The 22,648-nt window shown below is 68.6% G+C and carries 21 protein-coding genes; 16 read left to right on the forward strand and 5 right to left on the reverse strand.

The window, feature by feature from the left end; translation table 11 throughout:
• Positions 1 to 46 precede the first annotated feature (46 nt).
• A complete protein-coding gene (locus tag C5B99_RS05785) occupies positions 47 to 2,815 on the forward strand; it encodes a rhomboid family intramembrane serine protease (RefSeq protein WP_104240839.1) in 2,769 nt (922 codons plus the stop codon).
• On the opposite strand, the gene C5B99_RS05790 is transcribed toward C5B99_RS05785, so the two are convergent.
• On the reverse strand, positions 2,779 to 3,372 hold the full coding sequence (locus C5B99_RS05790) for an NAD(P)H-dependent oxidoreductase (protein ID WP_104240840.1): 594 nt from the start codon (positions 3,370 to 3,372) through the stop codon (positions 2,779 to 2,781). The genes C5B99_RS05785 and C5B99_RS05790 overlap by 37 nt on opposite strands.
• Before the next feature lie 70 nt (positions 3,373 to 3,442).
• On the opposite strand from C5B99_RS05790, the gene C5B99_RS05795 reads away from it, so the two are divergent.
• Positions 3,443 to 4,015, forward strand: coding sequence for a TetR/AcrR family transcriptional regulator (locus C5B99_RS05795; RefSeq protein WP_104240915.1), 573 nt, complete (start codon positions 3,443 to 3,445; stop codon positions 4,013 to 4,015).
• Positions 4,016 to 4,048: 33 nt separating this feature from the next.
• On the opposite strand, the gene C5B99_RS05800 is transcribed toward C5B99_RS05795, so the two are convergent.
• Complete coding sequence (locus tag C5B99_RS05800) at positions 4,049 to 4,477, reverse strand: YdeI/OmpD-associated family protein (protein WP_104240841.1); 429 nt, start codon at positions 4,475 to 4,477, stop codon at positions 4,049 to 4,051.
• A gap of 113 nt (positions 4,478 to 4,590) precedes the next feature.
• Between C5B99_RS05800 and C5B99_RS05805 the strand changes: the two genes are divergently transcribed.
• The 8 genes from C5B99_RS05805 to C5B99_RS05840 all read left to right on the forward strand — a co-directional run bounded on the left by C5B99_RS05805 (position 4,591) and on the right by C5B99_RS05840 (position 12,357).
• Positions 4,591 to 5,001, forward strand: coding sequence for a VOC family protein (locus tag C5B99_RS05805; RefSeq protein WP_104240842.1), 411 nt, complete (start codon positions 4,591 to 4,593; stop codon positions 4,999 to 5,001).
• Between the two features lie 125 nt (positions 5,002 to 5,126).
• On the forward strand, positions 5,127 to 6,074 hold the full coding sequence (gene mvk / locus C5B99_RS05810) for a mevalonate kinase (protein ID WP_104240916.1): 948 nt from the start codon (positions 5,127 to 5,129) through the stop codon (positions 6,072 to 6,074).
• The gene (mvaD, locus tag C5B99_RS05815) at positions 6,071 to 7,078 is read left to right on the forward strand and encodes a diphosphomevalonate decarboxylase (protein WP_219819622.1); all 1,008 of its coding nucleotides are present in this window, start codon (positions 6,071 to 6,073) and stop codon (positions 7,076 to 7,078) included. The genes mvk and mvaD overlap by 4 nt, the downstream gene beginning before the upstream one ends.
• Positions 7,075 to 8,163, forward strand: a complete 1,089-nt coding sequence (locus C5B99_RS05820; protein WP_181062903.1) for a phosphomevalonate kinase — start codon at positions 7,075 to 7,077, stop codon at positions 8,161 to 8,163. Before mvaD ends, C5B99_RS05820 begins: the two co-directional genes overlap by 4 nt.
• On the forward strand, positions 8,156 to 9,241 hold the full coding sequence (gene fni / locus C5B99_RS05825; RefSeq protein ID WP_104240844.1) for a type 2 isopentenyl-diphosphate Delta-isomerase: 1,086 nt from the start codon (positions 8,156 to 8,158) through the stop codon (positions 9,239 to 9,241). Before C5B99_RS05820 ends, fni begins: the two co-directional genes overlap by 8 nt.
• A complete protein-coding gene (locus C5B99_RS05830) occupies positions 9,238 to 10,284 on the forward strand; it encodes a hydroxymethylglutaryl-CoA reductase (protein ID WP_104240845.1) in 1,047 nt (348 codons plus the stop codon). The genes fni and C5B99_RS05830 overlap by 4 nt, the downstream gene beginning before the upstream one ends.
• A 26-nt stretch (positions 10,285 to 10,310) precedes the next feature.
• Positions 10,311 to 11,483 (forward strand): hydroxymethylglutaryl-CoA synthase, encoded by a 1,173-nt coding sequence (locus C5B99_RS05835; protein WP_104240846.1) that lies wholly within the window; start codon positions 10,311 to 10,313, stop codon positions 11,481 to 11,483.
• Between the two features lie 31 nt (positions 11,484 to 11,514).
• Positions 11,515 to 12,357, forward strand: a complete 843-nt coding sequence (locus C5B99_RS05840) for a universal stress protein (protein WP_104240847.1) — start codon at positions 11,515 to 11,517, stop codon at positions 12,355 to 12,357.
• 160 nt (positions 12,358 to 12,517) lie between these two features.
• Here the strand turns inward: C5B99_RS05840 and C5B99_RS05845 are convergent, their stop codons facing one another.
• Positions 12,518 to 12,862: an Lsr2 family protein gene (locus C5B99_RS05845; protein ID WP_104240848.1), complete on the reverse strand. Its 345-nt coding sequence runs from the start codon at positions 12,860 to 12,862 to the stop codon at positions 12,518 to 12,520.
• Between the two features lie 262 nt (positions 12,863 to 13,124).
• Here C5B99_RS05845 and C5B99_RS05850 point away from each other — a divergent pair, with 262 nt between their 5' ends.
• On the forward strand, positions 13,125 to 14,054 hold the full coding sequence (locus C5B99_RS05850) for an AEC family transporter (protein WP_104240849.1): 930 nt from the start codon (positions 13,125 to 13,127) through the stop codon (positions 14,052 to 14,054).
• A 54-nt stretch (positions 14,055 to 14,108) separates the two neighbouring features.
• A complete protein-coding gene (locus C5B99_RS05855) occupies positions 14,109 to 14,615 on the forward strand; it encodes an HtaA domain-containing protein (RefSeq protein WP_104240850.1) in 507 nt (168 codons plus the stop codon).
• On the opposite strand, the gene C5B99_RS05860 is transcribed toward C5B99_RS05855, so the two are convergent.
• Positions 14,612 to 15,760, reverse strand: a complete 1,149-nt coding sequence (locus C5B99_RS05860; RefSeq protein WP_308471580.1) for a phosphatase domain-containing protein — start codon at positions 15,758 to 15,760, stop codon at positions 14,612 to 14,614. The two genes, C5B99_RS05855 and C5B99_RS05860, sit on opposite strands and share 4 nt — an antisense overlap.
• 4 nt (positions 15,761 to 15,764) lie before the next feature.
• Positions 15,765 to 16,493, reverse strand: a complete 729-nt coding sequence (locus C5B99_RS05865) for a DedA family protein (protein WP_104240851.1) — start codon at positions 16,491 to 16,493, stop codon at positions 15,765 to 15,767.
• A gap of 249 nt (positions 16,494 to 16,742) precedes the next feature.
• On the opposite strand from C5B99_RS05865, the gene C5B99_RS05870 reads away from it, so the two are divergent.
• The 4 genes from C5B99_RS05870 to cydC are packed head-to-tail and all read left to right on the forward strand — an operon-like array spanning position 16,743 to position 22,548.
• Complete coding sequence (locus tag C5B99_RS05870; RefSeq protein WP_104240852.1) at positions 16,743 to 18,170, forward strand: cytochrome ubiquinol oxidase subunit I; 1,428 nt, start codon at positions 16,743 to 16,745, stop codon at positions 18,168 to 18,170.
• Positions 18,170 to 19,198 (forward strand): cytochrome d ubiquinol oxidase subunit II, encoded by a 1,029-nt coding sequence (cydB, locus tag C5B99_RS05875; RefSeq protein WP_104240853.1) that lies wholly within the window; start codon positions 18,170 to 18,172, stop codon positions 19,196 to 19,198. Before C5B99_RS05870 ends, cydB begins: the two co-directional genes overlap by 1 nt.
• Positions 19,199 to 19,201: 3 nt before the next feature.
• A complete protein-coding gene (cydD, locus tag C5B99_RS05880) occupies positions 19,202 to 20,872 on the forward strand; it encodes a thiol reductant ABC exporter subunit CydD (RefSeq protein ID WP_104240854.1) in 1,671 nt (556 codons plus the stop codon).
• On the forward strand, positions 20,869 to 22,548 hold the full coding sequence (gene cydC / locus C5B99_RS05885; RefSeq protein ID WP_104240855.1) for a thiol reductant ABC exporter subunit CydC: 1,680 nt from the start codon (positions 20,869 to 20,871) through the stop codon (positions 22,546 to 22,548). The genes cydD and cydC overlap by 4 nt, the downstream gene beginning before the upstream one ends.
• Positions 22,549 to 22,648: the final 100 nt, after the last annotated feature.

Consider the following 22,648-nt stretch of genomic DNA (forward strand, 5'->3'; position numbering starts at 1 on the left):
GCAACAATCCCGCGTCTCTCGGGCATTTCACAGCTAGCCTGAACCCGTGTTCGACTGGCTCATAGCGCTCCCCCCACTTCTTGTCGTCCTCCTCGTGGCGGTCATCGTCACGCTCGAGAGCCTCGGCCTGCCCCTTCCGGGCGAGAGCGTGCTCATCGCAGCAGTGCTCATGAGCGTCGCGGGCACGGGTATCGACCCCTGGCTGCTCGCCGCTGCCGCGGCCGTCGGTGCCATCGTCGGCGACTCGATCGGCTACTACATCGGCAAGCGCTGGGGCGCCCGCCTGCTGCGCTACCTCTCGCAGCGGTACCCGAAGTACTTCGGCGTCGCGCGCATCAACGCCGCGGTCGGGCTCATGCAGAAGTGGGGCGCGTACGCGGTCTTCTTCGGTCGCTTCATCGCGCTCCTCCGAGTCTTCGCCGGCCCGCTCGCCGGCGCCATGGCCATGCCGTACGGGCGCTTCCTGCTCGCGAACGCGCTCGGCGGTATCGCCTGGGCCACGGGCGTCACCGCCATCACCGTCGCGCTCGGGAAGAGCGCCCTCGCACTCATCCACGCCTTCGGCTGGGCCGCGCTCGCGGTCGCCGCGGTCCTGGTCATCGTCCTCGTCGCGATCGTCGTCTATCGAGCCCGGCGCCGACCAGAGGGTGCGGAGGCGACGAGCGAGACCGAGCAGGAGCTCGACCTCCTCATCCCCGCGGCGAAGGACGCGCAGGACTCCACCCCGGGAGACGCCGCCGCTCGCGACGCCCTCGCCGCAGCCGTGCGCCCGATCGTCACCTTCGCTCGCCGGGCCCCATTCACGACCGCGCTCTCGCTCGTCATCATCGCCATCGGCATCGCGACGGGGGCCATGTGGCACCTCTCACGGGCGCAGCCCTGGTACGGCGATGTCGCCTTCGGCATCCCGCCGCTGGAGGCCGGCATGTGGTGGACCCCCATCACCGGATCGCTGCTCGGCGGCGGCGCCTGGCACTACGCGCTCCTCATCGTGCAGCTGCTCATCGTCGGCGGCGTCTTCGAGTTCCGCTTCGGCTGGAAGCGCACCGCACTCGTGTTCCTCGGCGGCCAGACCCTCGCGGTGCTCGGCACCCTCGCCATCGTCGCGGCGCTCGCCCCGACCGGCTGGGAGTGGGCGACGCGCCTCGCCGACGACCTCGACGTCGGCGCATCCGGCGGCATCGCCGCCCTCACCGCGGCGCTGGTCTGGGTGCTGCGTCCGCCGTGGCGCCTTCGACTCGGGCTCGCGCTCGGGGCGCTCGTCTCCCTGCGCCTCCTCTACGTCGGCGACCTCGCCGACATCGAGCACTTCCTGCCGGTCACCGTCATCTTCACGATCTACGCCGTGCAGCGCCATCGCAAGACGGGCCTCGCGACGAGCACGCGCGAAGACCGGCTGATCGCGTTCACGGCCCTGATCGCGCTCGGGACGGCCCAGGTCGTCGCCGCGTTCTTCTCGCTCGACGGCCCGCTCGGCAAGACGGACGCGGAGACGGAGACGTGGGTGGGCGTCGCCATCGACGTCGTCGTCATCCTCCTCGTCGCCAACGGGATCAGGCGGGGCCAGCGCTTCGCCTGGGTCGTCGCGGTGGCGCTCGGCGTCTTCAACCTCCTGGAGCTCGCCCTCATCGTCGTCGTGGTCGCGACCTCCGGCAGCCTCGACGAGGGCCTCACCATGAACTTCGCCGGCTCCCTGCTCTGGGTGCTCGTCGTGGTCTTCCTCATCGTCGCCCGCCGCTCGTTCGCGGTCCGCGTGCGGCCGTCGAAGAACTCCCTCTCAGGCGAGCGCCGAGGAACGGTCGAGGAGGCTCGCGAGATCCTCCCGAGGGTCGGCGGCAGCACGATCTCGTGGATGACGCTCTGGCCGCGCAACCACTACCTGCTGAGTGCGAAGAAGGACGGCTACATCGCCTACCAGGAGTACTCGGGCGTCGCCCTCGCGCTCGGCGACCCGGTCGCGCCGAAGGAAGAGCTCAGCGACCTCATCCACGACTTCGCCTCTCGGGCCGAGCTGGCCGGGCACACGCCCGCCTTCTTCTCGGCGACCCGCGCGACGGTGGATGCGGCCCCCGCGAGCTGGCAGCGCGTGCAGGTCGCGGAGGACACGATCATCGACCTCCCCGGGCTCGAGCTCAAGGGCAAGCCATGGCAGCCGGTGCGCTCCGCCGTGAACCGTGCAGAGCGCGAGGGCATCCGCTTCAAGATGACGACCCTCGCCGAGGAGCCATGGGCGGTGCTCGCGCAGGTGCGCGCGATCTCGGAGGACTGGGTCGGCGACAAGGGACTGCCGGAGATGGGCTTCACGCTCGGCGGCGTCGATGAGGCCCTCGACCCGGCCGTGCGCCTCGGCATCGCGATCGACGACGACGGCAGCGTGCACGGCGTCACGTCGTGGCTGCCGGTGTACGGACAGGATGGCGCGGTCCGCGGCTGGACGCTCGACCTCATGCGTCGACGTGACGGTGGCTTCAAGCCCGTCATGGAGTTCCTCATCATCTCGTCGGCCCTCGCCTTCCGGGACGAGGGCGCCGCCTTCGCCTCGCTCTCCGGAGCGCCGCTCGCGGGCTCGGGGCAGGCGGAGGCGACGGCGCTCGACCAGGTGCTGAGCCAGGTCTCCGAGATCCTGGAGCCGCTCTACGGCTTCTCCTCGCTGCACAGCTTCAAGACGAAGTTCAATCCGCGATACGAACCCATGTACCTGCTCTACCGCGACGAGGCCGACCTCCCGCGCATCGGCATCGGTCTGACGCGCGCCTACCTCCCGACGGCGACGACGGGTCAGCTCATCAGGGCGGGTCTCGGCGCGGGCAAGTAGTGTCTCGCGTCCTTCGCGCCGAGCCGGGCCGCGTCGGCGAGCCACTGCTCGCGACGCCGCTCGGTCGAGGTCTTGACGGGGGAGTAGCGGGTGACCGCGATGGGCCCGAGGCCGACGAATCCGAGCACGTGGGTCTTGAGCTGCCTGATCGGCGTGTTGCCGGTCAGGCGCAGGTAGATGCCGGGGCTGTCTGCGGTGAGGATGATGCGCGCGCTGCGTCCCTTGAGCAGGCCCTTCGGCAGCGGGCCGGAGGCGTCGTAGGCCATGCGCGGCAGGAGCAGCCGGTCGAAGAACCCCTGCAGGAGTGACGGGACCGAGCCCCACCAGACCGGGGTGACGATCACGATGCGTGCGGCGTCCTGGATCGCGCTCCAGGCTTGCTGCAGATCTGGTTCGAGCTCCTGGCGCCTGGTGTAGCCGCGTCGGAGATTCTGATCGAAGACGAGGTCGCGGACTGCGAGGACCTGAGCGTCGCCGTGGGCGTCGGCATAGCGCGCGGCGAGGGCCGCGCAGAGCGAGTCGGGGTTGGGGTGGCCGTCGATGACGAGGGTGTGCATTCGGGCTCCAGAGCCTTGAAGTGGACAGTGTCAAGATGGGACGACAGCCAGCTTAGCTATGATGTTGCTCATGTCAAGATCGGATGCGCCGTACCACCACGGCAACCTCGGCCCGGTCCTCGAGGCCGCAGGCATGGAGCTGCTCGCGCAGAAGTCGCACGCCACGATGAGCCTCCGGGAGCTGGCCCGCGAGGCGGGTGTCAGCCACAACGCGCCGTACCACCACTTCGGAGACAAGGCCGGGCTCTTCAAGCGCCTCGGCGAGGTGAGCATGCAGCACCTCGTGCACGCGGTCAGCTCGGCGGATGCTCCCGGGGCCGCCCCACAGGAGCGTGCCCTCGCGCTCACCGTCGCCTACGTCGAGTTCGCCGTCGAGCATCCACATGCCTTCACGCTCATCTACGACCCGGAGGTCTGCATCCCGGGGGCGCCAAGTGCCACGATGGCGCCACTCATCCAGGAGCTCGAGGGGCTGCTCGGGAATGCGGCCGCCGGCCTCGACCCGGAGGCAAGCCCCGCCAGGATCGAGGCACGTGCCACGGCGCTCTGGGCAACCGTGCAGGGCCTGTCTCACCTCGTGATCGCGGGCCACCTCACGCTCGCCCAGGTCCGGCCAGCGCTCGCCGAGTCGCTTCGGGGCTAGGCGGACCGGCCGAGCGCGGATGTGACGCGGGAGTTATGCCAGCGACGCGACGACGGCGGCGATCCTGCGTTCGCGAGTCGCGTCGGCCTTCGCTGACTCGACTTTGGTGATGTGGGCCTTCCTGGCGCTCGGTGAGAGGGCATCGAAACGCGCCAGCGCGCCCGCGTCGTCGAGCGCCTCGGCGAGGTCCGCCGGCACCTCCGTGGTGCGCGGCTCGGTGTCGAGCTCGATGACGACGGTGATCGGGTCACCACCCTGTATGCCCGTCTCCTTGCGCTTCTCTGCGCTGAACGAGATGAGGAAGCGCCCGCCCATGACCGCGACAGTGCTCCGGTACGTGTAGCCGTTGACGGTCACGACGACGGCCGGCTTCTTTCCTGCGCCGAGCCGCTCGATGACCTCCACCGGCACCTCGATGCCCGTGTTCCTCCCCATGAGGCTCATGGTCGTCGTGAATTCCATGCCGAGATTGTTTCACGGTATTCCCTGCCGGGATGCCTCGAAATGTCGGCGGCCTGTGCCACGATCGGATGGTGTGACGAGGCCCGTCGTCCATAGGAGAGAAAGGGACGACCATGGCCGTCATCCTCAACCCGTACATCCACCTCCTCGACAACGCGCGCGAGGCGCTCGAGTACTACAGGGAGGTGTTCGGGGGCGAGCTCGTGCTCAGCACGTTCGGCGGCTCCGGCATGCCGATGGACCCCTCCGAGTCGGAGAAGATCATGCACGGCCAGCTGACGACTGCCAGCGGGTTCACGATCATGGCCTCCGACACGCCCTCCTTCATCGAGCCCAACCCCGGACGAACGGTCGAGATCTCGCTCAGCGGCGACGCCGCCGAGGAGCTTCGCGGATACTGGGACAAGCTGGCCGACGGCGGCGAGATCGAGCAGCCGCTCGTGCAGGCGCCGTGGGGAGACACCTTCGGGATGCTGGTCGACCGTTTCGGGGTCGCATGGATGGTCAACATCCTGGGAAGCTGACGAGTGCCCGAAATGCGTTCGGCCTGGCTGCGCCGTACACTTGACGCCGACCTACTGCGAGGTGAGTGACCCTGGTGCCATCGAGTTTCGACGTGACGTCGCTTGCTTCTCTCGACACTTCTGCGTTGCCGCGAATCGGACGAGCCGTTGGGCGCGGAAGCGCGCACGCCAAGCTCATCCTGTTCGGCGAGCACGTCGTCGTCTACGGGAAGCCGGCCGTCGCGCTTCCGCTGCGTGCCATGCGCATGCGAGCGACCGCCTGGCGCGAGGGCACTGAGCCGCGCTTCGAGTCCGACCACTACACGGGGCCGCTCGCGGCAGCTCCGGAGATCGTGGAGGCTCCGAGGAAGGCCATCGAGGAGACGCTGCGCGCGATCGGGGGCGAGCTCGCGGGGCTCACTGTCGCGGTCCGCGGCAACATCCCGCTCGGACGAGGACTCGGGTCGAGTGCCGCGGCGGCCGGCGCGATCGTCGACGCCGTCTCCCGCCTGCACAACGTGACGCTCTCCGGTGGTGAGCACTTCGCGCTTGTCCAGCTGGCCGAGCAGGTGGCGCACGGCAAGCCGAGCGGGCTCGATGCGCTCGCAACGACCATCCCGTCGCCCATCCGCTTCCAGAACGCGAGCGCCGTGCCCGTGCCGGTCGCCCTCGATGCCTGCTTCGTGATCGCCGACACCGGTGTGCACGGATCCACGCGCCAGGCTGTCGACGACGTGCGCACCTCGCTCGAACGCGACCACGACGCCACGATGTCGATCATCGACGCCCTCGGGGACCTCTCCGACCTGGCCATCACCGACCTCGAGACCAACGAGGCACGCTCGCTCGGCTCCCGGATGTCGGAGGCGCACGCGCTGCTCTCCAGTCTCGGCGTGAGCCACCCAGCCCTCGACGAGCTGGTCGAGGCTGCGACCGGCGCTGGCGCGTTCGGCGCGAAGCTCACGGGAGGCGGGCTCGGCGGGTGCATCGTCGCCGTCGTCGATCGGGGAAACGCAGCGGTCGTCGCGGCTGCGCTGCAGAGCGCTGGTGCGATCCAGACCTGGAGCGTCACCAGCACTGGCACGCCGCTGTGACCGCGACCGCCGTCGCCTACCCGAACATCGCGCTCATCAAGTACTGGGGGAAGCGCGATGAGGCGCTCATCATCCCGCAGACCTCGAGCCTGTCGCTGACGCTCGCGGTCTACCCGACGACGACGACCGTCTCGCTCCTGGGGGAGGGCCAGTCCCACGAGATCCTCCAGGACGGCACGGCTATGCCGGAGGCCGCGGCCGCCAAGGTCGCGCGCTTCCTCGACCACGTCGGCGAACTCGCCGGCAGCGCGCGGTCAGCGCGGGTCGAGACGAGCAACGCGGGACCGACGGGCGCTGGCCTCGCATCCTCCGCCTCCGGCTTCGCCGCGCTCGCAGCGGCAGCATCGTCGGCGTACGGCCTCGACCTGTCGCCGAGGGAGCTGTCGCGGCTGGCACGGCGCGGCTCGGGCTCGGCCTCACGCTCGATCTTCGGCGGCTTCGCCGTCTGGAACGCGGGCACCGACGACCTCAGCTCGTACGCCGAGCCGGTCGACGATGCGCACATCGACGCCGCCATGGTGCTCGGCATCGTCAACGCGGGGGCGAAGTCGATCTCGAGCAGGGAGGCCATGCGCCGGACCGTCGAGACCTCCCCATACAACGCGCCATGGGTCGAGACGAACCCAGGCGAGCTGGCGCTCATGCGCGATGCGCTCCGCCGTGGCGACTTCACGGAGGTCGGCGAGATCTCCGAGCGAAACGCCCTCCGCATGCACGCGGCCATGCTCGGGGCCGTGCCCCCGGTCCGCTACCTCACGGCGGGCAGCATGGCGCTGCTCGATGCCGTCGCCGCCCTCCGACGCGGTGGGCTCGAGGCCTACGCGACCATGGACGCCGGGCCGAACGTGAAGACGCTGTGCAGGGCCTCCGAGGCCCCGGCTGTGCGTGACGCGCTCGCATCCGCGGCCCCAGGCACCGAGTTCGTGATCGCCCCGGCCGGTCCGGGTGTGGCGGTCACGAACGCCGACGCACAGGCAGACGCCGCCCCCGGAGTGGTGCGGTGATCGTCGCCGAGGCACCGGGCAAGCTCTTCGTCAACGGCGAATACGCGGTCGTCGAACCGGGCAGGCACGCCGTGATCGTCGGTGTGTCGAGACTCATCCGAGCGAGCCTGCGGGCTGCCTCGGCCGACGAGGGCAGCACCGTCAGCTCGCACCAGTTCGGCGCGCAGCCGGTCCCCGTGAACATCGACGGCGACCTCGTCTCGATCGATGCCCCCGGGGCGGACCTCGTCCGGGAGTGCATCCGAGTGCTCGTCCAGCTGGCGCACGAGCGTGGCATCGAGCCGCAGCCCTTCGCGCTCGACATCGAGAGCGAGCTCGACGACGTCAGCGGTCGCAAGTTCGGCCTCGGCTCGAGCGGCGCGGTCGCCGTCGTCACCGTCCGCGCCGTGGCGGAGCACTTCGGCATCAACGTCGGCGACGACGCGGTGTACCGCCTCGCGAGCCTCGCCACGATCGAGCTGCGCCCCGCCGCATCGTGCGCCGACATCGCGACGAGCACACTCGGCGGGTGGGTGCACTATGCCTCACCGGATCGCCTCGCCGCTCGCGAGCTCCGACGCCGCAGCGGGGTCGAGGCGAGCCTGGTCGAGGCCTGGCCCGGACTCGTCCTCGAGGCGCTTCCGTCCCCGAGCTCCGTCGTCCTGCACGTGGGGTGGACCTCGGCGCCGGCTTCGACCGCGGAGCTCGTCAGCACCCTGCACGCCGGAGATTGGCGATCGACCGAGCAGTACGCGGCCTTCCTGACGGAAAGCGACCGCATAACGGCCGCGCTCGTCGCCGCCGTGCGTGCCGAGCGCAGCGAGCTGGCCCTCGCGGCCATCCGCGACGCCGAGGCCAACCTCGAGGCGCTGGACGAGCTGAGCGGCATCGGCATCCGCACCGAGGCGCTCTCGGCGCTCATCTCGGCAGCACGCTCGGTCGGGATCCCCGCGAAGACCTCCGGGGCCGGTGGCGGAGACTGCGGCATCGCCCTGGCACCCGCCCACAACGAGGAGCTCGATGCCGCGTGGCGCGCCGCCGGCATCGAGGTCCTGGATCTGCACGTCGTACCGCACCGTCGAGTTGGAGTTCGAGAACATGGCTAACCGCAAGGACGAGCACGTCGACCTGGCACTCGCGCAGCGTTCCGGCATCGTCCGGAACGACTTCGACGATGTCCGCTTCATCCATCACGCGCTCGGCGGGGTCGACCGGGCGACCGTCTCGACGGCCGTGCAGGTGGCTGGCGCGAGCTGGCCGGTGCCGTTCTACCTCAACGGGATGACGGGCGGCAGCGAGCGCACGGGCATCATCAACGGCGACCTGGCGCGCGCAGCTCGCGAGACCGGGATCGCGATGGCCGCTGGCTCGCTCTCCGCCTACCTCAAGGACGCATCGACGGCCGCCAGCTTCCGCGTCATCCGTGACGAGAACCCCACCGGCTTCGTCATGGCGAACGTCAACGCGACCGTGTCGCCGGATGACGCTCAGCGCGCCGTCGACCTGCTCGAGGCGAACGCGCTGCAGATCCACATCAACTCGGTGCAGGAGACGGTCATGCCGGAAGGCGACCGGGACTTCGCCGCGTGGCCCGCCGCGATCGAGTCGATCGTGCAGCGCGTGAGCGTGCCGGTCATCGTGAAGGAGGTCGGCTTCGGACTCAGCGCGAGCACCCTGGAGCGGCTGGCCCAGCTCGGCGTGCAGTACGCCGATGTGAGCGGGCGCGGCGGCACCGACTTCGCCAGGATCGAGAACTCCCGGCGCCGCCTCGGCGACTACGCGTCCCTCGTGGGCTGGGGCCAGTCGACGCCGGAGGCGCTCATCGAGGCTGACTCGAGCACTGCCGCTCTGCCGGTCCTCCTGGCGTCGGGGGGAGTGCGCACGCCCCTCGACGTGCTCCGCGCTCTCGCGCTGGGCGCGCGGGCGGTTGGGGTCTCCGGGCACTTCCTCGAGGTGCTCGTCGAGCACGGGGTCGAGACGCTCATCGAGCACATCCGCTCCTGGCAGGAACAGCTCACATCGCTCCAGACGATGCTCGGCGCCGTCACCCCTGGCGCGCTCAGCCAGCAGGAGCTGGTCCTCCACGGCGCCCTCCTCGACTTCTGCACCTCCCGCGGCATCGACCCGGCCACCGTCTCGCGTGCACGCGGGCGGGGCATTCTCCCATCGAAAGGACAGCGATGAGCACCGAGCTCCTCGACCACGCACCAGTTCCGCTCAAGTGGGTCGGTCCGGTTCGCGTGACCGGCAACGTCATGGAGGGTGAGCAGCTCGTGCCGCTCGCGACCTACGAGCAGCCCCTGTGGCCGTCGGTCGGCCGTGGTGCCAAGATGTCGATGCTGGTGCCCGACGGCATCAAGGCGACGCTCATCGATGAGCGCATGAGCCGCTCGGTGCTCTTCGAGGCAGACGACGCCGGCGTCGCGCTCAAGGCGCTCCGCGAGATCGAGGCGCACATGCACCTGCTGCAGGAGGTGGTCGCGACCAGCAGCCGATTCGCGCGCCTCATCGACCTGCACGCGCAGATCGCCGGCAACCTGCTCTTCCTGCGCTTCGAGCTCACGACCGGGGATGCTTCCGGCCACAACATGGTGACGCTCGCCTCTGAGCGACTCATGGACTTCATCCTGCGTCGCTGGCCCGAGCTTCGCTACGAGTCCATCTCTGGCAACTTCTGCTCAGACAAGAAGGCGACTGCCGTCAACGGCATCCTGGGCCGGGGCAAGAACGTCGTCACCGAGCTGGTGCTCCCGCGCCGCACCGTCGAGCGGTGGCTGCGATCGACCCCTGAGAAGATCGCCCAGCTCAACGTCCGCAAGAACCTCATCGGCACGATGCTCGCCGGCGGTCTCCGGACGGGCAACGCGCACTACGCGAACATGCTCCTCGGGTTCTTCCTCGCGACCGGCCAGGATGCGGCGAACATCGTCGAGGGCTCGCAGGGCATCACCCATGCGGAGGTGCGCGACGGCGACCTGTACTTCTCCTGCACGCTGCCCAATCTGATCGTCGGCAGCGTCGGAAACGGCAAGGGTCTCGACTTCATCGAGGCGAACCTCGCCCGACTCGGCTGCAAGGAAGAGCGAGAGCCCGGAGCGAACGCTCGGAGACTGGCCGTACTGTGTGCGGCAACCGTTCTCTGCGGCGAGCTCTCCCTCATGGCCGCCCAGACGAACCAAGGCGAGCTCATGGCCTCGCACATCAAGCTGGAACGCGCCGCGAACTGAGCGACGCTCGGAGACGATCGAAGACTATGACTACACCAATCGGCATCCACGACCTCGCGTTCGCGACGGGGTCACGCGTGCTCGACCTCTCGGTCATCGCCGAGCGGCTCGGGACCGAACTCGAGAAGTACACGATCGGCATCGGCCAGGAGCGGATGAGCATCACCGCGGCCGACGAGGACGTCGTCACGATGGGTGCGGCCGCGGCCAAGCAGATCATCGACCGGCACGGCGTCGAGGGCATCAGGACGGTGCTCTTCGCGACGGAGACCGGCATCGACCAGTCGAAGGCCGCCGGTGTGTACGTGCACCAGCTGCTGGACCTTCCGGCGACCTGCCGCGTCGTCGAGCTCAAGCAGGCCTGCTATTCGGCGACCGCCGCGCTGCAGTTCGCCACCGCCCTGGTCGCCCGTGATCCCCGTCAGCGGGTGCTCGTCATCGCCAGCGACGTCGCGCGCTACGAGCTCGGCTCGAGCGGGGAGCCCACGCAGGGCGCGGGGGCTGTCGCGATGCTCGTCGCTGCGGACCCGGACCTGGTGGTCATCGAGCCAGGCTCCGGAGTCTTCACGAGCGACATCATGGACTTCTGGCGGCCGAACGGGCGAGTCACCGCGCTCGTCGATGGAAAATACTCCATTCGCGCCTACCTGCAGGCCGTCGAGAACGCCTGGAGCGATTACGCGGCCCAGGGTGGATTCCCGATCAGCGAATTTAGCCGCTTCTGCTATCACCAGCCGTTCACCAAGATGGCGTCGAAAGCGCACCGTCACCTCATCAAGACCGCGGGTGGCGATCTCGACGCCGGGGTGCTCGACGCGCAGATCGCATCGACGCTGAAATACAACAGAATCATAGGAAATACCTACACCGCATCGATCTATCTGGCGCTCCTCAGCCTCTTGGACAGCGATGAGGACCTCGAGGCAGCGAAGATCGGGTTCCTCAGCTATGGCTCCGGAAGTGTCGCGGAGTTCTTCGCGGGGACGGTGCAGCCCGGATATCGACAGCATTTGCGTGCCGAGGAGAATCGGGCGGTTCTCGAGGCGCGAGTCCCCATCGACGCCGCGGAATACCTCGTGTGGCATGAGCGACGCGACCCGAGTGGACTTGGCGAGTTCGCGCTCCCCAACGAGACGCCCGGTCCATTCCGACTGGCGGGATTCACGGATCTCAAGCGGGAGTACACCTCTACGCAGTGATTCCACTGGCCGACGGCGTTAGCATTCGGGTATGAGCGAGAACATCACCGTCGGAGTCGCCGGAAACCAGCCTGGAATCGTCGCCACGCGATGGGCGGCCGCGCGAGCATCTCGCGGTCGGAAACGTCTGAAGCTCGTGCACATCGTCGATCCGAGGATCGCGGGGGCCGGAAACCCAGACCTCCTCATCGAAGCGGAGAGCGCTGCGGCTCGCATCCTCCAGGAGGCCGCGGAGGCGGCGCTTGCCGTGGACGCGGCGCTCGAGGTCGAGACGGCCGTCATGACCGGCGCCATCATCGAGACCCTCACGGAGCTGTCCAAGACGTCCAGCCTCCTTGTGGTCGGCAGCAACCGGGGGGAGTCCTCAGGGCGGGCGAGTGGCACGCACAGCGTGCGCGTGGCCGCAGCCAGCGAATCTCCGGTCGCCGTGATCCCCGATGTCGATCTCTCGGGCCGGCGCGGGGTGGTGGTCGGGGTCGACGGCTCCGACCTCTCGGAGCACGCTCTTGCCGTGGCGGCTGAGGAGGCGAGCCTGAGCGGAGAGCCGCTCATCCCGGTGCACGCCTGGCACGCCCCGAACGTCTACGGCGGCGGCGTCATCGTGACCGGCGACTTCTTCGATGAGCTCCGCCTCTCGGCGGAGGAGACGCTCTCACTGGCCCTCGCCGGGCTGCGGGGGCGCTACCCGGATCTCGAGATCACGCCGGTGGTCGTGGAGGGCATCCCGGACATGGCGATCGTCGATGCCGCCCCTTCGGCGTCGCTCGTGGTCGTCGGCAGTCGTGGACGCGGCACCTTCGCTCGTCTCCTGCTGGGTTCCGTGAGCCACGGGGTCCTCGCGCACCTCGAGACGCCGACCATCGTCGCCAAGTAGGGCGTCTCGCTGCCGCGTTTCCCGAGCGTTTTCATGGGGAAGAAGTCGTGAATGCGGCGGGTGAGTGACGAAAGGAGGGCCGGACGGCATTCGCCGTCTGGCCCTCTTCTCTGCGTGCGGTCCGTTCCGGGTTGCCCCTGCGGCCGCTCAGTCCCGCAGCTTAGGAGTTCGCCGCTTCGAAGTCCTCGATGATCGAGCCGGGAATGCGGCCTCGGTCGGAGATCTTGTGTCCTTCAGCGCGAGCCCAGGCACGAATTGCCGCGAGGTCGCGCTTCGGACGGCTGGAGCTGGAACCCGTCGACTTGTTCTTGCGGGTCTTCGCTACCGTGCGGGCCGCCGACACGTAGTCAGCGAGCGCGTCGCGCAGCTTCTTGGCGTTCGCGTCCGAGAGATCGATTTCGTAGTCGGTTCCGTCGAGGGCGAATTGGACGGTCTCGCCTTCGCCTTCGGCGAGTGAACTCGAGTCGATGTCGTCGACGAGCTGATAGATGACTTTCCGAGCCATGTGGATCCCCTTCGTTTAATGCAGAGCGAATACATGCTAGATGATTATCCGGTGATTTGAATCCAGGTTCGTCCAGAAGGCCGAAGTCGGTGCCGAATTCCCCGAACACTAGGTGACGACACGACGAGGTCACGCACAGCCGAAGGGATTTCGGTTGCCGATCCCGCGGCCCGCCGGAATGCCACTCGGACGCTCGGGAGCGAATGACGGCACCTCAGAGCGGACTGGTGGCTGGTGCGGGCAGGATACGATTTCGACAGCTATGAATGTTCTTCAGGGATTCGCGGTCATCGCCGTCATCGTCACGGTGGGCGTGTTCCTGGCACGCAGTGGCGTGCTCGGGCAGACCGGGCAGACCGGCCTCTCGAAGCTCGCGTTCAACGTGGCGACGCCGGCGCTGCTCTTCACGCTCATGGCAGACGCGCACCTCGAGGTCCTCTACTCGAGCCAGTTCGTCGTGACCGCGATCGCGATGACCGCCGTGGCACTCGTGTACGGCGCCATCGGCGCGCTGCGCAAGTGGGGGCTCGGCACGACGACCTCAGGTGCGATGGCGGCAAGCTACGTCAATGCCGGCAACCTCGGCATCCCCATCGCCGTGTATGTCCTCGGTGATGCGACGCTGGTCGCTCCGGTGATGCTCGGACAGCAGCTCATCATGGGTCCCATCTTCATGACCCTGCTCGATATCGCCTCGCGGGCCGAGGACGCGCCGAGGCTCCGCTGGTGGCAGATCGTGCTGCGTCCGTTCCGGAACCCCATCGTCATCGGTGCGCTCGCCGGCATCGTCGTGAGCGCATCCGGCATCACCATCCCGCCCTTCCTGCTCGATCCGCTCGAGCTGCTGGGGGGCATGAGCGTTCCTGCCATGCTGCTCGCGTTCGGCATGTCCCTGTGGGGCAACGCGATCCCCTTCCGGGAGCCAGAGCGGGCTCCTGCGATCGTGGCCACCGTGCTCAAGGTATTCGTGCATCCGGCGCTCGCCTGGCTCATCGGGGCGTGGCTCTTCGGCCTCGATGGGGCGGCTCTGCTCATCGTGGTCGTCACCGCGGCCCTGCCCTCCGCGCAGAACGTCTTCACCTACGCCAGCAACTACGGGGTGGGGATGAGGGTCGCGCGCGAAGCGATCCTGGCGTCGACGTTCCTGTCTGTTCCGGTCATCTTCGTCGTCTCGCTGCTGCTCTCGAAGTAACGAGAGCAGATTGACGCTGGCGCTTCGAATTCGAGGCGGGCTAGCGTGGGGGGCATGGAGCTCTGGCGCGGGGAACTGCGATGGCCGATCAAGTCGTCCTTCGTCGAGTACGTGCGTCGCTCCGGCGGCAAGGTGCTGCTCGAGGGTGGCGCGTTCGTCGACGACGAGGAGTTCGCCTACCCGCGCGGAGCCACCGACTCGGCGTGGCTGGCCGGCGACGCCCCCATGGGCAGCGCCTCCTTCACCGGAGCCGTTCGCCTCACCGGGCACGGCGGCATGCTCGACGTCAGCTTCCGGAACCCGCAGCTCGTCTTCGAGGGTGAGGACGCGAGGCTCGTCGTGCAGGGTGAGGGCGGCGAGCTCATCGACTTCGCCAGCTGCGAGATCGGGACTCCGCTCGTGCGCGACGACGTCGCCGAGTGGCTCGGGGTGCGGGTGATCCTGACTCCGGAGGGCTCGAGGGTCTTTAACGGCATGTACCGCCCGTACTCGGAGATGGACTCCCTGAACTTCACGCTCGCCCTGGGTAGGGCGCAATCCCCGCGGGAGGAGCCCGCCTAGCGGGTCGCGTCGGGTGCCTGTGCCGGTGCCTGCGTGAGGTCGGGCAGGATGCCAGCTTCGGTCAGCTGCTTGGCGAGTCCCGCGCCGTCCGGAGCGTAGACCCACGGAATGGGCGCGTTCTTGCGCCAGTGCGCACTGGCCGCGCGTCCACCCGCCAGCACTGCCTCGCTGGTGGACAGCTGACGGATGGCGATCGCGAGCACACGATCTGGGTGGCGGCTCGTGAACTCGCCGTAGATCTGCTCGTCATGCTGTCCGTCGTCGCCGACGAGGATCCACTTGATGTCCGGGAACTCCCGCGCGAGGCGGTCGAGGTTGGAGACCTTGTGCTCGAGCCCGGAGCGGAAGATGCGATCCGGGGTTGGCCCCCAGTCGGTGAGCAGGAGCGGACCGGCGGGGTAGAGGTTTCGCCCGAGGAAGCGCGCGAGCGTCGGGGCGACGTTCCAGGGGCCCGTCGACAGGTAGACGACGGGGGTCTCGCTGCGCCCGAATGAGGTCAGGATGCGCTCGGAGAGCACGCTCATGCCCGGGGTCGGTGTGCGCGCGTGCACGTCGAGGACGAAGGTGTTCCAGGCTGCGAGCATCGGACGAGGCAGCGCCGTCACCATGACGGTGTCGTCGATGTCGGAGAGCAGCCCGACGCGCTGCTCGTCGGCGACGATGAAGACAGGCGCGGTGCTCGTCTGGCGGTCGAAGCTCTCGAACGTGATGGTGTTCCACCCGGGCTTGAGGTTCGCGGGCAGGTTGATGTCCACGATGCCGCCGCGGTCGGCTTTGACCGAGTGCCGAACGCCGTCGATGATGACGGTCGCGGGGACGTTGCCTGCGGAGACGCGCGCGAAGCTCCGCCATCCGCGGACGACCGATTCGCGGCGCTTGCGCCTGAGCAGCCTGGAGAGGCTGAATCGGCGCCGGTTGCCTGGAGGCGCCATGTGGACCCGCGCGAGGGCGCGAACCCAGGACGTTGTCCCGTACCCGGTATAGGGCTCGAGGACCGTGAGATAGCCGCGCTTGCGGACGAGCTTCACGCGCACGAGGCGCACTCGGTCCTCGATGCGGAAGGCGTTGTCGATCACGGCCCTGACGGGCTTGAGGCTCAGAAGCCAGCGCTCGAGCGGGGACTGGGCGTCGGAGGTCGGCGTCACCCGCTCATCCTCGCACGCCCGCGGTCTCGGCGTCTGAGCCGTCGTGGCCCGTCGGGGCGTCGGAGGCGGCTGATGCAGCGGCAGCCTGCGCGTTCGCTTCGTCGAGATCGCGGTTCATGACCTTGCCGACGGCGCGCTTGACCAGCCACATGATCAGGAGGAACACGACGATGACGCCGACGAAGAGGTAGCCAGCCCAATGCAGTGACGACGAGAGCTCGCGGAAGCTCGCGGAGGCTCCGGCTGCGGCGCTCACGTAGGCCGTCGACCAGATGACGCAGGCGGGGATGGTCCAGGCGAGGAAGCGGCGGTAGCGCATGCCGCCCATCCCTGCCGTCAGCGGCACGAGTGAGTGGAGCACGGGCAGGAAGCGGGAGATGAGGACTGCGGGGCCGCCGCGACGCTGGATGAGGAGTTCCGCACGCTGCCATCGTTCGTCGCCGAGCCACCGGCCGACGCGTGACGCTCGGATCCTCGGGCCGAACGTGCGACCGAGCCAGAACCCGAAGGATTCGCCGAGCAGCGCGCCCACGATGGAGGCTGCGATCGTCAGGACCCAGGGGAGCGGTGCGTCGATGCCGGTGCTCAGGGCGAGCAGGACCGTCTCGCCGGGCACTATGAGGCCGATGAGCACGCTCGTCTCGAGCAGGATCGCGACGCCGACCAGCACGATCCGCCACACCGGAGGCACGGACTCGATGTACTGGAGGGCGGTCTCGATCAGCTCGTTCATGCTCTGCTCCCCGCATCCATGTCGCAGACTCTAGGGCCCGAACTTTGGCATCCCTGGAGATTCCCCTCCGTTATCATTTCGTTACATCCACTACAATATGTAGAAGTACCTGATCCGAAGGCGAAAACAGCAGAACTTAGGGTGTCCTATTCGACACGATGTAGTAGTCGGGGCGGCGTAGCATTGGGCCAGGAGTCGCGCTGCGATCCCGGGGCATCACGCCCAACCTCAGACGCATCAGGAGGCACTGTGGACGCCCTGCTGGATCCACTCATACTCGCGCGGTGGCAGTTCGGTGTCACGACCATCTACCACTTCCTCTTCGTGCCCGTCACTCTTGGGCTGGTCCTCGCCATCGCCATCTGGCAGACGGCCTGGGTCCGCACGGGCAAGGTCACCTACCTTCGCCTCACGAAGCTCTTCGGCAAGATGTTCCTGATCAACTTCGCCATGGGCGTCGTGACCGGCATCGTGCAGGAGTTCCAGTTCGGCATGAACTGGTCCGACTACTCGCGCTTCGTCGGCGACGTCTTCGGTGCGCCGCTCGCGTTCGAGGGGCTCGTCGCCTTCTTCCTCGAGGCCACGTTCATCGGCCTGTGGATCTTCGGCTGGGACAAGCTGCCGCCGAAGCTGCACCTCGCGACCATCTGGCTCACGATGATCGGCACGTGGACCTCCGCCTACTTCATCCTCGCCGCCAACGCGTTCATGCAGAACCCGGTCGGCTACGAGATGAACGAGGCCAACGGGCGAGCTGAGCTCGTCGACTTCGGCGCGGTGCTCACGAACCCCGTCGCGATGGCGGCGCTGCCGCACACGATCTTCGCCTCCCTCATGGTGGGCGCGGCGATCATCATCGCGACCGCCGCCTGGCACCTGAAGCGCGACCAGAACCACGACGTCATGCAGCCAGCGCTGAAGTTCGGCCTCTGGTTCATGCTCGTCGGCGGCGTCGGCACGATGCTCAGCGGCGACCAGCTGGGCCTCGCCATGGTCGAGGCCCAGCCCATGAAGATGGCCGCGGCCGAGGCGCTCTACACGACCGCGACCGGCGCAGACGCCTCCTTCTCGATCTTCACGTGGGGCACCCCGGACGGCTCGTCCGAGCTGTTCTCCATCCGCATCCCCTACCTCCTCTCCTTCCTGTCGACGCACACCTTCGACGGCACCGTCGAGGGCATCAACGACCTGCAGGCCCAGTACACGGCGCTCTACGGCCCTGGCGACTACGCCCCGGTCATCTGGGTCACCTACTGGGCGTTCCGCTGGATGATGGGCTTCGGCATGGCCTCCATCGCGGTCGCCGTCGCCGGTCTCTGGGTCACGCGCAAGAAGGCGAAGAACCCGCCGAAGAAGTGGATGTGGAACCTCGCGATCCTCACGGTGCTGTTCCCGACGCTCGGCATCACGGTCGGCTGGATCTTCACCGAGATGGGCCGCCAGCCGTGGCTGGTCTTCGGCCTCCTCAAGACGGAGGCGGGCGTCTCGCCCAACGTGAGCGGACTCAGCGTGCTCATCTCGCTCGTCGCCTTCACGCTCGTCTACGCGATCCTCGCCGTCGTCGAGGTCAAGCTGCTGCTGAAGGCCGCGCAGGAAGACCCGCCGAGTTTCGATTCCAACGCAGATGGCACCGTCGATGACGTTGCCGCCGTCAAGGTGAAAGCGAGCGTCTACTGATGGATCTGCAAGTCCTCTGGTTCTGGATCGTCGCCTTCTTCTTCGTCGGCTACTTCGTGCTCGACGGCTTCGACTTCGGCGTCGGCATCGCCCTCCCGTTCATCGGCAAGGACGACACCGACCGACGCGTGCTCATCAACACGATCGGCCCCATCTGGGACCTCAACGAGACCTGGGTCATCGTGGCCGGAGCGGCACTCTTCGCGTCCTTCCCGGAGTGGTACGCGACGATCTTCTCCGGCTTCTACCTGCCGCTGCTGCTCATCCTGCTCGCGCTCATCGTGCGCGGCGTCTCGTTCGAGTACCGCCACCAGGGCAAGGGCGTGGAATGGACGAGGTGGTTCGACTGGATGATCTTCGTCGGCTCGGCCGTCCCGGCCCTCCTCTGGGGTGTCGCGTTCGCGAACATCACGCAGGGCCTCGCTCTCGACGAGAACTTCAACTACATCGGCTCGTTCTTCGACCTGCTGAACCCGTACGCCCTGCTTGGCGGGCTCACGACGCTCACGCTGTTCTTCTACCATGGGCTGGTGTTCATCACTCGGAAGACGGAAGGTGACATCCGCGACCGTGCACGATCCCTCGCGCTGAAGGTCGGCGTCGTCGTCGCGGTGCTCGCGATCGCCTTCCTCGGCTGGACCGTCGTCGCGCACTTCTCGGTCGCAGGTCTTGCCCTCGCGCTCGTCGCCGTCCTCGCGTTCGTCGGCTCCTACATCAGCACGCTGCTGGGGCGTGACGGCATCGCCTTCGCGCTCGGCGCGCTGACCGTGGCCGCAGCGGTGCTGACGCTCTTCGCCTCGCTCTTCCCGAACCTGCTGCCCAACACGCTCGACCCCTCCAACCCGCTGACGATCACCAACGGCTCGTCCAGCGACTACACGCTCGGCATCATGAGCTGGGCGGCGCTCATCATCGTCCCGTTCGTCCTCGGCTACCAGGCTTGGACCTTCTGGGTCTTCCGCAAGCGCATCAGCAGGAAGACGATCACGGGAGACGCGCACGAGGAGCCAGCGGTCGTCGCCGCCTGACCCGTGAAACCCCTCGACCCCCGCCTCCTGAGCCACGCCGCGTCGGCACGAAGCTTCTTCGTGCTCGGCGCGGCGCTCGGCGCTGTCCAGACCGCATCCATCATCGGCTTCGCCTGGCTCGTCACGCACCTCATCGTGTCCGCGATCGCTGGCGAGCGCGTCGTGGAGCTGCTGCCGTGGTTCGGCGCCCTGCTCGTCGTGATCGCTGTCAGAAGCGCGGCGACCTGGGGCATGGAGGCCATCTCCGCACGCGCGGCCGCGAAGGTGAAGAGCGAGCTGCGCTCCAAGCTGCTCGCGTCCATCGCGAAGCTCGGCCCTGCCTGGCTCACGGGCACCTCCAGCTCCCGGCTCACGACGCTTGCCGGCCCAGGCCTCGGCGCCCTCGACACGTACTTCGCCAAGTACCTCCCGCAGCTCATCCTGACGGCGATCGCCGCTCCCGTGCTGATCGTCGTGATGGCGCTCTGGGACCTCCCATCCGCCATCACGGTCATCATCACGCTGCCGCTCATCCCCGTCTTCATGATCCTCATCGGCTGGGCGACCGAGAAGGTCCAGAAGCGGCAGTGGACTGCGCTGTCGACGCTCGCGACCGGGTTCCTCGAGGTCGTGGAAGGGCTGTCGACGCTCAAGATCTTCGGCCGTGCGGAACGCCAGCCGGCGCGCATCCGCGAGGTCACCGACGGGTATCGGGTCGCGACCATGAAGGTCCTCCGGCTCTCCTTCATGTCCGGCTTCGCGCTCGAGCTGCTGGCGAGCCTGTCCGTCGCCCTCATCGCCGTCACGATCGGCATCCAGCTCATCAACCGCGACATGACGCTCGAGGTCGGGCTCTTCGTGCTGCTGCTCGCTCCCGAGGTGTACCTGCCGCTGCGCCAGGTCGGAGCTCAGTTCCATGCGGCCGCGGACGGCGTCGCCGCCTCCGACGACGTGTTCTCGATCATCGAGGAAGCGGAGAGGGCGCCTACGCCGAGCGATGCGCGCGCTGCTGCTGCTGCTGCAGGTGGCCCGATCAGTGCAGGCCTCCAGCACCGAGGCCTCGCCTTCACCGGCATCACCGTCGGCTACGAGGGACGCACGGTCCTCCGCGACTACAGCCTCGTCGTGCCTCCGGGCGAGGTGACGGCCATCGTCGGCCCCTCAGGCGCCGGCAAGTCGACGCTGCTCGGCGTCGCGCGCGGCACCGTGGGCGCCTCCGGTGCCGTGACCATCGACGGCGAGCAGCTCACGGGCGACCGCCGCAGGGCCGCGATCGCCTGGATGGGCCAGTCGGCCTCGCTGATCGAGGGGACCGTCGCCGAGAACGTGGCACTCGGCCAGCCGGAAGCAGCACCAGACGAGGTCCGTGCGGCCCTCGCCGATGCCGGCCTCGAGTTCCTCGACGGCGAACGGATGCTCGGGGTCGCGGGCGCGGGCCTGTCCGGTGGGCAGTCGCAGCGCGTCGCGCTCGCGCGCACGCTCCTGCGCGCCCGCCGACTCGACTGCCCCGTCGTGCTCTTCGACGAGCCGAGCTCGGCGCTCGACGCCGACACGGAACAGCGCATCGCTGCCGCCTTCCGGAGCCTGGCACAGGAAGGACGGGCCGTGCTCGTCGTCAGCCACCGGCGCGCGCTCGTCGCCTCCGCCGACTCGGTGCACACCATCGAACGACTCGAGACGGTGGCGAACGCATGACCGGGAACCGGCAACGCGTCTCCGACGACGAGCGGCGGATCCTCCGTCTTGCGATGCCCTCCGCTCGGCGCCTGTGGCCTTCGATCGCCATCGGCCTGCTCAGCGCGATCTGCGCCGTGGCGCTCCTCGCGACGAGTGCCTACCTGCTGACCCGGGCGTCGGAGATCATCCACATCCTGCTCCTGGGCATCGCCATCGTCGGCGTGCGTGCCTTCGCCATCGGGCGAGCGGCCTTCCGCTACGTCGAGCGGCTGCTCGGCCACGACGCGTCCTTCCGGCAGCTCGCCGAGCTGCGCGTCGGCGTGCTCGAACGTCTCATCCCGCTGGCTCCCGCTGGCCTCGCCACGCACCGCCGGGGAGACCTGCTGACACGACTCGTGAGCGACGTCGACGAGCTGCAGTTCCTGCCCCTGCGCGTCGCGCAGCCGCTCATCATCGCGGGCCTCACGTCGACGCTCGCCGTCATCGGCATCTGGCTCGTGAGCGCCCCGGCAGCACTCGTGCTCGCGATCTGCCTCGTGCTCGCGGGGATCGTCGCGACCACCACCAATCTCGCGATCTCGGGACGCGCCGACCGCGAGGCCGCGCCGCTCCGGGCGGCCCTCAACGACCGCATCTACGAGACCGTCTCCAATTTCGAGACGCTCGAGGCCTACGGGGCGCTCGACGCGAAGCTCGCCGAGGTGGACGCCGCGGACGCGAGACTCCGCGACGCGCTCGTCTCGCGGGCACGGGGGAGCGGCGCCGTCGCCGGACTCGTCATGCTCTTCTCCGGCCTCGCGACGGCGGGGGCGCTTGCCGTCGGCATCGGCCCCACCGTCGACGGCACGCTGCTCGCGCCGATGCTCACCCTCATCGCGCTTGTGCCGATGGCCCTGTTCGAGATCTTCGCGCAGGTGCCGCAGGCGGTCGCCGCCTGGCGCCAGGTCAGGGCCAGCGCCGCCAGAGTCGCCGATGTGGCACCGGCGTCAGCGCCGAAGGAGCTCCCGGATGCTCAGCCGCTGCCCGCCCCTCGCGCCGACCCGAGCCTGCCGGTGACGCTGACCCTCGAAGACGTCTCGGCAGCGTGGCCAGGTGCGCCCGAGCCCGCGATCAGCTCCGTCTCGCTCGAGCTGGCTCCCGGCGATCGGCTGCTGGTCGAGGGCGAGTCCGGCGCAGGCAAGACGACGCTCGCCAACGTGCTCGTGCGGTTCCTCGACTACGAGGGCTCGTACCGAGTCAACGGCGTGGAGGCGAAGGCGTACGCGCCCGCGCAGGTGCGGTCCGTCGTCGGCCTCATCGAGCAACGGCCCCACATCTTCGACGAGAGCATCAGGCAGAACCTGCTCTTCGCCAAGCCGGAGGCCGACGACGAGGAGCTCAGCGCCGTCCTCGAACGAGTCGGCCTCGGCGAATGGCTCGACGAGCGGGGTGGGCTGGAGGCGCGCGTCGGCGAGCACGGCGCGCTCGTCTCCGGCGGTCAGGCGCAGCGCATCGCGCTCGCCCGCGGCCTCCTGGCCGACTTCCCGGTCCTCATCCTCGACGAGCCGACGGCCAACGTCGACCCGGGTCTCGCCGACAGGCTCGTCGCCGAGCTGCTCGCTGCATCCGGTGACCAGCGCTCCGTCGTGATCATCTCGCACACCCCGCTCGACCCCGCCCTCGTCACACGCGCGCTTCGGCTCGTCGGCGAGTAGTCTTGGTCGTTGGTGTCCGACGCGAGGAGCCCCGCGCTTCGCGACGACGCCAGACGACCGCGACGAGAACCACCCTCCGTGCAGCAACCGGCAACGCGAA

The organism is Pseudoclavibacter sp. Z016, from assembly GCF_002931215.1.
GTDB lineage: Bacteria > Actinomycetota > Actinomycetes > Actinomycetales > Microbacteriaceae > Pseudoclavibacter.

Bases quoted from the DNA above. Each gene is read 5' to 3' on its own strand.
- C5B99_RS05790 (WP_104240840.1), bottom strand. From the start codon at position 3,372: ATGCACACCCTCGTCATCGACGGCCACCCCAACCCCGACTCGCTCTGC.
- C5B99_RS05795 (WP_104240915.1), top strand. From the start codon at position 3,443: ATGTCAAGATCGGATGCGCCGTACCACCACGGCAACCTCGGCCCGGTC.
- C5B99_RS05800 (WP_104240841.1), bottom strand. From the start codon at position 4,477: ATGGAATTCACGACGACCATGAGCCTCATGGGGAGGAACACGGGCATC.
- C5B99_RS05805 (WP_104240842.1), top strand. From the start codon at position 4,591: ATGGCCGTCATCCTCAACCCGTACATCCACCTCCTCGACAACGCGCGC.
- fni (WP_104240844.1), top strand. From the start codon at position 8,156: ATGGCTAACCGCAAGGACGAGCACGTCGACCTGGCACTCGCGCAGCGT.
- C5B99_RS05830 (WP_104240845.1), top strand. From the start codon at position 9,238: ATGAGCACCGAGCTCCTCGACCACGCACCAGTTCCGCTCAAGTGGGTC.
- C5B99_RS05835 (WP_104240846.1), top strand. From the start codon at position 10,311: ATGACTACACCAATCGGCATCCACGACCTCGCGTTCGCGACGGGGTCA.
- C5B99_RS05840 (WP_104240847.1), top strand. From the start codon at position 11,515: ATGAGCGAGAACATCACCGTCGGAGTCGCCGGAAACCAGCCTGGAATC.
- C5B99_RS05845 (WP_104240848.1), bottom strand. From the start codon at position 12,862: ATGGCTCGGAAAGTCATCTATCAGCTCGTCGACGACATCGACTCGAGT.
- C5B99_RS05850 (WP_104240849.1), top strand. From the start codon at position 13,125: ATGAATGTTCTTCAGGGATTCGCGGTCATCGCCGTCATCGTCACGGTG.
- C5B99_RS05855 (WP_104240850.1), top strand. From the start codon at position 14,109: ATGGAGCTCTGGCGCGGGGAACTGCGATGGCCGATCAAGTCGTCCTTC.
- C5B99_RS05865 (WP_104240851.1), bottom strand. From the start codon at position 16,493: ATGAACGAGCTGATCGAGACCGCCCTCCAGTACATCGAGTCCGTGCCT.
- cydB (WP_104240853.1), top strand. From the start codon at position 18,170: ATGGATCTGCAAGTCCTCTGGTTCTGGATCGTCGCCTTCTTCTTCGTC.
- cydC (WP_104240855.1), top strand. From the start codon at position 20,869: ATGACCGGGAACCGGCAACGCGTCTCCGACGACGAGCGGCGGATCCTC.